Origin of the sequence: Bacteroides sp. 2_2_4, assembly GCF_000157055.1 — a bacterium.
Lineage (GTDB): Bacteria > Bacteroidota > Bacteroidia > Bacteroidales > Bacteroidaceae > Bacteroides > Bacteroides ovatus.
This window is the reverse complement of sequence record NZ_EQ973355.1, coordinates 279675-290811: the sequence shown is the minus strand read 5'-3', so window position 1 is coordinate 290811 and position 11137 is coordinate 279675. Positions and strand designations below refer to the sequence as shown.

Sequence of the window (11137 nt, the reverse complement as noted above, 5' to 3'; positions counted from 1 at the left end):
GTTGGAACCGAAAGGGTTTGAATTCTTCGTTACGCATGGGGGAGTTGGGGTCGTATAAATATTTATCCGCCAGGTCGGTGATGTAGGTGAATACTTTTTTTGTCTACATTCGTTTGTTCGATTGTTTTCCGCATGGCTTCTTGTGCAGTTTCCAACGGGACGTGATTCAGTATGTCACAATAATCCGCCCAAGCTTGTTCGGTCACTTCGGGGTGGTGGATGTAATTAGTGTCGGCGAAGTTGACGTTATCCCAATAGTGTTTTACCAGAAAGTCTGCCCGTTGTTCCGGGGCTGTCATCATTGGGGGGATGGCAGGCAATGTAAAGGTTTTAATGGTGTCTTGTATTACATCATTTTTGTTCAGACTGGAAGCGTTGCCGCTTTTGCAGGCACAAAGGCAAAGGATGCATATAGCTGGAAGAATATGGATGTTTGTTTTCATAACTAACAATTATTACATTGAATTTATGTAGATTACATTGGTGACAAAGATAATGTCCTTTCTACTTTATTCAAAGAATTTTTCTTCCTTTTATTTTGCTGCGTTCTCTTCTGTTAGTTTTTTTGATTAGACAAGTTTTGCAGGATAACTCCTGATTTTACTTCTCCTTTGCCAATGTAAATACAAATTCCAGCCCGCCTCCCTGATTGTTCTTGGCGGAGATGCTGCCACCGTGGATGATGACGGCGTTCTTCACAATAGCTAGTCCCAGTCCTGTTCCACCTACTTTCCGTGAACGACCTTTGTCTACCCGGTAGAAACGTTCGAAGAGACGATTCAGATGTTCGGGAGATACTCCAATACCTGTGTCGGCAAAGCTGAAATAGTAGAAATTCTCATCTTCACGGAAACAGTTGATATTGATCTGGATATTACTTCCGGCGTATGCGATGGCATTGTCCATTAGATTACGGAAGATGGAATAAAGTAGTGAGTAATTTCCTTTGATTTGTATACTCTTCTTTAAGGAGTTGACGACTGTAATATGTTTTTCGTCAAGCTCCAACGATACTTCGTTGATGATGTTACCTACCAACACACTGATGTCTACCCGTTCCATGTCGATCATGCTGGCGGCTTCATCCATGCGGGTGAGTACGGAGATGTCGCGTAATAACCGACTTAAACGGTTGCTTTGTGCATAACAACGTTCGAGGAATACGTTGATCTTCTCGCGTGGAATATTTTCATTGCTGACAATGGTTTCCAAATACCCTTGGATACTGCTGACGGGAGTTTTCAACTCATGGGCGATATTCTGGGTCAGTTGGCGTTTGAGTCTAACCTGTTCTTCTTCCTGGGTAACGTCGTTGATGGAAATCTCGAAGCTGGCATCCTGGAAGATGATACATTCTACGATAAATGTCCGTCCATTCTTATTGATGGTGACAGACATTCGTTTTTCACCTTTTCCTCTCGAACGTTCTTGCTGATTCTTATTGATAAAATGAATGATCTCTTGCAGTTCGCTGATGGCAAAGACTTCTTCTGTTGTTTCCAGGTTGGAGTCTGAAATCAGGTTACTGTATTGGGTGAAAAGATTGTTGACAAGAATCTCTTTTTTGTCTTTAGTAAATATACCTAGTCCTTCGTGTGAGATTTGAAGGTGGGTGATTAGCTTTTCACGTTCAATGTAGAGAGCTTCTTTGGTTTCGTGCAGTCGTTTGTAGATTTGAATGATGTGCTGTGATATTTCTCCCAGTTCGTTGTGCGGGAAGGCGGATTGCATAGCCATTTCGATAGGCTCGTTCCGGTCGGCGCGCATCGCAAATTCACGGAGCTGGCTGATGGAAGTCCCCAGTTTGTTGGTGAATTTGTAGAAGATAATCATTAATAATAAGGTCACGATTACGGTAAACCATAAATAGTGCGGGTCTGCTTGCAGGTTGTTGATGAGGCTGACATTGTAAGGTAAAGCCGAACGGACAATATAATCTTTATAATGAGTGGCCGAATAGAAATAGGGAACTCCGGTTGTCTCGGAAGTACGGCGTACATCATATCCGTTGCCATGTTTTATGGCTTTCTGTACTTCCGGACGGTTCAGGTGGTTCTCCATCTGGTTATTATGACTTGGATAGCTGTCGTAAACAACATTTCCTTGAGCATCAATAAGGGTTACACGCAAGTCTTCCAGGATATGGTTATTGATATAACCGTCGATGATTTCACTGTCAAGAGGTTGATTCTCCAGTTGTTCGTAGAGCCTGCTGTTGTAATCTTGCAGTTTGGTGTTTAGCAGTTCTATTTTATATTCCCGTTCACGTTGATACTGGTACGCAATAAAACAAATGGCAAATACCAGGAATAGTGAAATAACCGAAAGGAAAAGTTTTCGGCTAAAAGAAAGAAAATGCTTTTGAGTTACAGGCAGGTTCATAATAACTATTTAATTCGGCATAATTATTTATTCAGCTTCAAAACAGTATCCATATCCGAGACGGGTGACAATGCATTTGCCGTATACCCCAATCTTTTTACGTAGACGGGTGATGTTTACGTCGATAGTACGGTCGAGCACGTACACTTCGTCACTCCAGATGCGGGCCAGGATGTCTTCACGGGAAAATACACGTCCTTTATTCTGTACCAGCAGAAGCAAGATCTCAAATTCTTTTTTGGTCAATGGCACTTCTTCATCGTCGATACTTACTTTTTTCTTTGTGATGTCAATAACGAGCGACTGATAAGTAAGACGTTCGGGGACTCTTTCCGTTTCCGTTGTCACTGTGCGTCTTAATACGGCTTTCACACGGGCGATGACTTCACGCAGCGAGAAAGGTTTTGAAATATAATCGTCTGCTCCCAGGTTGAATCCGGTCACAGTATCGTTTTCGGTATCTTTTGCTGTGATAAAGATAATAGGCACTTTAGCTGTTTTCTTGTCTTTTTTCAGGATGTTCGCCATTTTGAATCCGGAGATTTCTCCCATCATCACATCGAGGAGAATCAAGTGATAGCTGCTGATGTCCATCTTCATTGCTTCTTCAGCAGAGTTTGCAGTATCAACTTCATAACCTTCGTTTTCAAGATTGAATTTCAGAATCTCACAGAGGTCTTCTTCATCGTCGACAACTAGAATACGGTAATCGTTCATAAGATGTATGTATTAATGTGATATGACAAAGTTACGTTTTTATTTTATCCTTTGCAAAGATGAGGAGACTTTGTTACGGGCAGATGAAACAGACGTTACAATCGTGTTACATTCCGGGAATTCCGAGAATTGATGAGGAATATGGAAGTTTTTGTTGATTGTAAGAGGAAAAACCGCTCACTATTTGTTATCTTTGTTAGCGAGATACAATAGAAACGTTTGATTATAGAAACTACAAATAATGATAAAAATTGACTTAAAACGGCATCGGAAGGAAATAATAGGATCGGTGGTGGTACTGTTAATTCTCCTTGGCGGTATGTCTGTGTTTAAATATACTTCATTCAATTCCGGTTTTGAAATTGTGGATGATCTGGGCGGAAATATATTTCCTTCAGCGATTTTGTCTGTTGCCACTACTGATGCGCAGGTGATTGTTCCGTCGGATTCTAATTATTTGGGGAATCCGAAATCGTGTATTGCTGTTCGGGTGAAGTCGAAGACAGCCTATAGCCGGGTACGGATTGAAGTGGCTGAAACGCCTTTTTTCTCCCGTTCGGTGTCGGAATTTGTACTAAACAAGCCTCGAACGGAATATACGATTTATCCTGATATCATCTGGAACTATGAAGCTCTGAAAAATGAGGTGCAGGCAGAACCGGTAAGTGTGGCTATTACTGTCGAGATGAATGGAAAAGATCTGGGGCAACGGGTGCGTACATTCTCTGTGCGCAGTATCAATGAATGTCTGTTGGGGTATGTATCGAATGGAACCAAATTCCATGATACAAGTATTTTCTTTGCTGCCTATGTCAATGAAGAGAATCCTATGATTGACCAGTTGCTTCGCGAAGCACTGAATACTCGTATTGTCAATCGCTTCTTAGGCTATCAGAGTAAGGCTAAAGGGGCGGTGGACAAGCAGGTGTATGCTCTCTGGAATATATTGCAGAAACGCAAATTCCGTTACAGTTCTGTTTCCAACACCAGCCTTTCGAGTAATGTTGTTTTCTCGCAGCGGGTTCGTACGTTTGATGATGCACTGGAATCTTCGCAGATTAATTGTGTGGACGGTAGCGTACTGTTTGCATCACTGCTTCGGGCTATAAATATCGATCCTATTCTGGTACGTACGCCGGGACACATGTTTGTGGGGTATTATACCGATAATTCACATACTGATAAGAACTTCCTAGAAACAACAATGATTGGTGATGTCGATCTGGATGACTTTTTCCCGGATGAACAGCTGGACTCCACAATGGTAGGCAAGTCGCAGAATGAAATGTCGCTATTGACTTTCGAGAAATCGAAGCAATATGCTAATAAGAAGTATAAGGAGAACGAAGAAGGTATTCATTCCGGGAAATTGAATTATATGTTTCTGGAGATTTCTAAAGATGTGCGGAGGAAAATACAGCCAATAGGGAAATGATGTTTTGTAATTCGTATTTAATTCGTACTTTTGCCAAGTAATCATTTTAAAGTAAAAGGATGCAAGGCAAGAAATTTATCTCTCCCGGAGCATGGTTTTCTATGAACTATCCATCAGACTGGAATGAGTTTGAAGATGGCGAAGGCTCTTTTCTTTTCTATAATCCCGATGTATGGACGGGGAATTTTCGTATATCCGCATTTAAAGGAAAAGCCGGTTATGGCAAAGATGCCATCCGGCAGGAACTGAAAGAGAACGATTCGGCTTCATTGGTGAAAGTCGGAACGTGGGAATGTGCGTATAGTAAAGAAATGTTTCAGGAGGAGGGAACTTATTATACTTCCCATTTGTGGATTACAGGCGTTGACGATATTGCTTTTGAATGTTCTTTCACCGTGCCTAAAGGTGGAGTTGTGAAGGAGGCGGAAGATGTAATCGCTACTTTGGAGGTACGTAAAGAAGGGCAGAAGTATCCTGCTGAATTGATTCCTGTACGTCTTTCTGAAATTTATTTGATTAATGAGGGATATGAATGGGTGGTATCTACTGTGAAGCAGGAACTGAAAAAGGATTTTCAAGGAATAGAAGAGGACTTGGAGAAACTTCAACAAGTGATTGACAGCGGTAAGATTGGTTTGAAAAAGAAAGAGGAATGGTTGGCTATTGGTATCACTGTTTGTGCAATTCTGGCAAATGAAGTGGATGGCATGGAATGGAAAACGTTGATTGACGGCAACCGGGAAGCTCCTGTTCTCCAATATAAAGATCGGACCATCGACCCGATGAAGCTCGTTTGGAGTAAAGTAAAGGCGGGAGAGCCTTGCAATGTAATAGAAGAATATAAGAAGTGTTTGGATTAAAATGGCAGTACCTTATTTACAGATAGATAACCTGACCAAGTCTTTCGGTGACTTGGTTCTTTTTGAAAATGTATCTTTGGGCATTGCCGAAGGTCAGCGGGTAGGATTAATAGCAAAGAACGGTAGTGGAAAGACTACCTTACTGAATATCATTGCCGGAAAGGAAGGTTATGATAGCGGTAATATTGTTTTTCGTCGTGATCTTCGGGTGGATTACCTGGAACAGGATCCGCAATATCCCGAAGAACTGACAGTGCTCGAAGCCTGTTTCCATCATGGTAACAGCACGGTGGAATTGATAAAGGAGTACGAACGCTGCATGGAAACCGAAGGTCATCCGGGATTGGAAAACCTCTTGGCACGTATGGATCAGGAGAAAGCTTGGGAGTATGAACAGAAAGCCAAGCAAATCCTTTCACAACTTAAAATCCGTAATTTCGATCAGAAAGTGAAGCAACTGTCCGGCGGACAGCTGAAGCGTGTTGCTTTGGCAAATGCTTTGATTACCGAACCGGACCTGTTAATCCTTGATGAGCCGACCAACCATCTGGACTTGGATATGACCGAATGGTTGGAAGATTACCTGCGTCGTACCAACCTTAGCCTGCTGATGGTGACTCACGACCGTTACTTCCTTGATCGTGTTTGCTCCGAGATTATCGAAATAGACAATCAACAAATCTACCAATATAAAGGTAACTACAGCTATTATCTCGAAAAGCGTCAGGAACGTATTGAATCTAAGAGCGTGGAAATAGAGCGTGCCAATAATCTGTATCGTACAGAACTCGACTGGATGCGCCGGATGCCGCAGGCACGCGGACATAAGGCTCGTTACCGGGAAGATGCTTTCTACGAATTGGAAAAGGTTGCGAAGCAGCGTTTTAATACTGATAATGTAAAGCTGGAAGTGAAAGCATCGTATATCGGAAGCAAGATATTCGAAGCCGACCATCTTTTCAAGAGTTTCGGAGATCTGAAGATTCTGGATGATTTCTCTTATATCTTCTCTCGTTATGAGAAGATGGGAATTGTAGGAAATAACGGAACCGGAAAATCTACTTTTATCAAGATATTGATGGGACAAGTCAAGCCTGATAGCGGAACAGTGGATATTGGCGAAACAGTTCGTTTCGGTTATTATTCGCAGGACGGACTTCAGTTTGACGAACAGATGAAAGTGATTGATGTGATACAGGATATTGCCGAAGTCATCGAATTGGGCAATGGAAAGAAGCTGACTGCTTCTCAATTTCTGCAGCATTTCCTGTTTACTCCTGAAACCCAGCATAGCTATGTCTATAAATTGAGTGGGGGAGAGCGTCGCCGTCTTTACCTTTGTACCATCCTGATGCGTAATCCTAACTTTCTAGTATTGGACGAGCCTACCAATGACCTCGATATTATCACGCTGAATGTGCTCGAAGAATATCTCCAAAACTTCAAAGGCTGTGTGATTGTCGTTTCCCATGACCGTTACTTTATGGATAAAGTAGTAGATCACCTGATGGTATTCAACGGGCAGGGAGATATCCGTGACTTCCCCGGAAATTATAGTGATTATCGTGACTGGAAAGAGGCGAAAGAACAAAAAGAGAAAGAAGCGGAGAAGCCGCAGGAAGAAAAGACCGCCCGTGTCCGCCTGAACGACAAACGTAAGATGAGCTTCAAGGAAAAGCGTGAATTCGAGCAACTGGAAAAAGAAATCGCCGAACTGGAAGCTGAAAAAACACAAATTGAGGAACTTCTTTGTAGCGGCACACTTTCCGTTGACGAATTGACTGAAAAGTCAAAACGTTTGCCCGAAGTCAATGATATGATTGACGAAAAGACAATGCGTTGGTTGGAACTTAGCGAAATAGAAGGCTGATTCGTGCCACTATATTGGCACCTTTGTGCCACTTCGATGGCACAAGTATAGTTTATTATATTCCCGGATAACCAAATAATGATAATATACCCCCAGACAATATAACCTAGTATGACAAACCTAACCAATTATCATAGCCACTGCCTGTATTGCGACGGACGAGCCAATATGGACGATTTTATTCGTTTTGCTATCAGCGAAGGGTTTACTTCTTATGGCATTTCTTCTCATGCTCCACTACCATTTTCTACCGCATGGACGATGGAGTGGGATAGAATGGAAGATTACCTTTCCGAATTCTCTCGTCTGAAAAAGAAATATGCAGGTAAGATAGAGCTTGCCATCGGTCTCGAAATTGACTACCTGAATGAAGAAAACAATCCCTCTTTGCCTTGTTTTCAAAAACTACCACTTGACTACCGGATAGGTTCTGTGCATATGTTGTATTCTCCAGAAGGGAAAATCGTAGATATTGATACCCCGGCAGATCTTTTCCGTCAATTGGTAGACAGGCACTTCGATGGTGACTTGGATTCTGTTGTCCACCTTTATTATAAGAACCTGCTCCGTATGGTAGAGCTGGGAGGATTTGATATTGTCGGCCATGCTGACAAGATGCATTATAACGCTTCCTGTTATCGTCCGGGTTTGCTTGATGAAGCATGGTATGACACGTTGGTCCGCGATTACTTCGCGGTGATTGCCGCACGTGGTTATATGGTGGAAATCAATACCAAGTCTTATCATGAGCTGGGTACATTCTATCCGAATGAACGTTATTTCCCTTTCCTGAAAGAATTGGGTATTCGGGTACAGGTGAATAGTGATGCGCACTACCCTGAAAGAATAAACAATGCCCGCTTCGAAGGGTTAGCCGCTTTGAAGAAAGCAGGTTTTACTTCGGTGGTAGAATGGCATGGGGGGAAATGGGAAGATATTCCCATAGGATAAGTTATTCCATATCCAGGATCTCTTGTTTCTCTTCATTCAACGAAATCAACGTTTTCTTTAGCTCGTCTATTCGTGAATCAATTTCAGTCAACTTCTTCAGATACATAGTTCTAGGTAGCGCATCTTCATAGGCCATGATAAACTCCTCTTTTTCGTCAAAGAGCTGCTCTATTTGCTCTTCAACTCTATTTATAGCACATGTAATTTCTCCTATCATAAATCTTTCGTTTTTTATAGATGCCTTTATTCCATCCTCTTGCAAGCATTTGCCTGGAAAAACTCGTTCAACGTATCTTCATAGTTACCATGAAGCATAATATGATGATTTCCCAGTGGATTCTTTAAGAAGTATTCGGCCGGAGTATTCATGCGGATGCGCACTTGTGTACGGCACATATTAATATAATTAGTGTTTTCAGTCAATGTTCCTGTAGACAAGTAATATTCATCCAGACATTCACCGCCACATTTTATGATCGTTACATCCCCCGTCGGAAGTAGCCCTTGTATGGCAATTCCTTTTTCTGTTTCAAAGTGATTGCGGATAATATATCTCTCCGTTTGTTTGAGACCTACGGTGCAATGTGCCAATATCAGTTCATTCGTACGGGAATTAATCATGGAAGGATTTGCCATAAATCCGTCTTTACCCGTAAGTGCTTTAACTGCTAATAGCGTAAATACAGATTGAAGATCTCCTTCACAACCTGCTATTATCCCGTCATCATTCAATAAAGATAATGCCACGCATCCGGTAGTGTCGATTTGTTCAATCAGTTTAAAGCAGCTTAATGTCAGCGCTTCCAGATTTTCTTCCTGACAGACCTTTTTGATTGCCCGGTATAATCGCATCGCTTTGATTAAATCTTCGGGAGTTCCTTCGCGGCAGGCAAGAGCTTGTGATGCTACAGCTGCGCATGATGCTCCGACTTGGTCATCCGTAATGTGTTTAAATTGTTCATAAATCCGTTCCAATGGAATATCTACATATTCGATTCCCCAACGACGTTTTGCCAACAAGTAGTCTACGTTACTGGCAACTAACCAGGAAGAAGGACTTCCAATGACTCCGATACGTTTGCCGAACAAGGAACGTTGTGCCTGGAAATTATTATAAAGTGTATGGATACGTAAGATGATAGCCGGTAATTCACCGTGCAGAATTTCACTTTTCATTCCGCGTCCCCGTAACCAGGTGGAAATTTCCAGTGCGGCAGCAAGAGAATTCTGCATGCCGTCTGCCAGTAAAATGGCGGGGCGAGGGAGGTTTTCGAAATGCTGTATGACCAGTCTTTCCACCCCACCGGTAGCGACGAAAATGATTTTGAAATCGTCACTACTAAGTTTGTCCATATCTTGATGGTCGACGAACTTTACAGTATAATATTTTTCAATCTCGCTCAAAATAGCTTCGTGCGAGCTACGTAGCGAGACTTGTTTGTGAAGTATTGAAGCGAATGAGATAAGGTGTATGGTCATTATGATATTGTTTTAAGTTTTCCGTATGACAAATGTATAGCTTTCTTTTCAATTTACCATAACGATTTTAACCTTGCTAAGGTTTTTAAAGTTTTTATGTCTCTGTATTCAAATTATTGCGTACATTTGCAGCTCCAAGTAGAAAAAGTAAATAGTAATTAGTAATTTGTAGTTAAAATTATGCCAACCATATCCATTCGCGGAAACGAGATGCCTGCATCTCCTATCAGAAAACTGGCTCCTTTGGCAGACGCTGCCAAGCAACGCGGAGTCCATGTGTTTCACCTGAACATCGGACAGCCTGATCTGCCCACTCCTCAGGCCGCGATTGACGCGATACGCAATATTGATCGTAAAGTGCTGGAATATAGCCCCAGTGCAGGTTATCGTAGCTATCGCGAAAAATTAGTGGGATATTATGCAAAGTTCAATATCAACCTTACAGCAGACGATATAATCATTACATCAGGAGGTTCGGAAGCCGTGCTTTTTTCCTTCCTTTCCTGCCTGAATCCGGGAGATGAAATTATCGTTCCGGAACCTGCATACGCTAACTATATGGCATTTGCAATCTCTGCCGGGGCTAAGATTCGTACTATTGCTACGACCATTGAAGAAGGTTTTTCTCTTCCGAAAGTAGAGAAGTTTGAAGAACTGATTAATGAACGTACGAAAGCGATTCTTATTTGTAACCCAAACAATCCTACCGGTTATTTGTATACACGTCGTGAAATGAATCAGATTCGTGACTTGGTAAAGAAGTACGATTTATTCCTTTTCTCTGATGAAGTATATCGTGAGTTCATATATACCGGTTCTCCTTATATTTCTGCCTGCCATCTGGAAGGTATTGAAAATAATGTGGTACTGATTGATTCGGTATCCAAACGATATTCCGAATGTGGTATCCGCATTGGTGCGTTGATTACCAAAAACAAGGAGATACGCGATGCTGTTATGAAGTTCTGTCAGGCTCGTTTGAGTCCTCCGTTGATTGGACAGATTGCTGCAGAAGCTTCTTTGGATGCTCCGGAAGAATATTCACGCGAAACGTATGATGAGTATGTAGAACGTCGTAAATGTTTGATTGACGGTTTGAACCGTATTCCCGGCGTTTATTCGCCCATTCCGATGGGAGCTTTCTATACAGTGGCCAAACTTCCGGTAGATGACTCCGATAAGTTCTGCGCATGGTGTCTTTCTGATTTTGAGTATGAAGGTCAGACTGTATTCATGGCTCCGGCTTCCGGTTTCTATACCACTCCGGGATCTGGAATCAACGAGGTTCGTATTGCTTACGTATTGAAAAAAGAAGATTTAACCCGTGCACTTTTTGTCTTGCAGAAGGCTTTGGAAGTGTATCCGGGAAGAACGGAATAAATTCTAGTATTAAGTATTAACCGTAGTTTCTGGGGTGTTTGTTGCTGCTACACTTAATACTTA

9 protein-coding genes are annotated in these 11137 nt (G+C 42.0%); 5 read left to right on the top strand and 4 right to left on the bottom strand.

Going from position 1 to position 11137, the window contains the following annotated elements:
- Positions 1–600: 600 nt before the first annotated feature.
- Complete coding sequence (locus BSCG_RS25920) at positions 601–2382, bottom strand: sensor histidine kinase (RefSeq protein WP_004311246.1); 1782 nt, start codon at positions 2380–2382, stop codon at positions 601–603.
- Positions 2383–2409: 27 nt separating this feature from the next.
- The gene (locus BSCG_RS25925) at positions 2410–3099 is read right to left on the bottom strand and encodes a response regulator transcription factor (RefSeq protein ID WP_004300631.1); all 690 of its coding nucleotides are present in this window, start codon (positions 3097–3099) and stop codon (positions 2410–2412) included.
- Between the two features lie 241 nt (positions 3100–3340).
- Here BSCG_RS25925 and BSCG_RS25930 point away from each other — a divergent pair, with 241 nt between their 5' ends.
- The 4 genes from BSCG_RS25930 (at position 3341) to BSCG_RS25945 (ending at position 8215) form a co-directional block, all read left to right on the top strand.
- Positions 3341–4534, top strand: coding sequence for a hypothetical protein (locus BSCG_RS25930; RefSeq protein WP_004300629.1), 1194 nt, complete (start codon positions 3341–3343; stop codon positions 4532–4534).
- Between the two features lie 59 nt (positions 4535–4593).
- Positions 4594–5394 (top strand): DUF3805 domain-containing protein, encoded by an 801-nt coding sequence (locus tag BSCG_RS25935; protein ID WP_004311244.1) that lies wholly within the window; start codon positions 4594–4596, stop codon positions 5392–5394.
- Position 5395: 1 nt separating this feature from the next.
- Positions 5396–7264 carry an ABC-F family ATP-binding cassette domain-containing protein gene (locus BSCG_RS25940; protein WP_004311243.1) on the top strand — a complete coding sequence of 623 codons (1869 nt, stop codon included), beginning with the start codon at positions 5396–5398 and terminating at the stop codon, positions 7262–7264.
- Between the two features lie 111 nt (positions 7265–7375).
- Positions 7376–8215 (top strand): histidinol-phosphatase, encoded by an 840-nt coding sequence (locus BSCG_RS25945; protein ID WP_004304183.1) that lies wholly within the window; start codon positions 7376–7378, stop codon positions 8213–8215.
- A 1-nt stretch (position 8216) separates the two neighbouring features.
- On the opposite strand, the gene BSCG_RS25950 is transcribed toward BSCG_RS25945, so the two are convergent.
- Both BSCG_RS25950 and BSCG_RS25955 read right to left on the bottom strand, forming a co-directional pair.
- A complete protein-coding gene (locus BSCG_RS25950; RefSeq protein WP_004304182.1) occupies positions 8217–8432 on the bottom strand; it encodes a hypothetical protein in 216 nt (71 codons plus the stop codon).
- Between the two features lie 26 nt (positions 8433–8458).
- A complete protein-coding gene (locus BSCG_RS25955; RefSeq protein WP_004311242.1) occupies positions 8459–9694 on the bottom strand; it encodes a hypothetical protein in 1236 nt (411 codons plus the stop codon).
- Between the two features lie 180 nt (positions 9695–9874).
- On the opposite strand from BSCG_RS25955, the gene BSCG_RS25960 reads away from it, so the two are divergent.
- Positions 9875–11074 carry a pyridoxal phosphate-dependent aminotransferase gene (locus BSCG_RS25960; RefSeq protein ID WP_004300623.1) on the top strand — a complete coding sequence of 400 codons (1200 nt, stop codon included), beginning with the start codon at positions 9875–9877 and terminating at the stop codon, positions 11072–11074.
- Positions 11075–11137 lie beyond the last annotated feature (63 nt).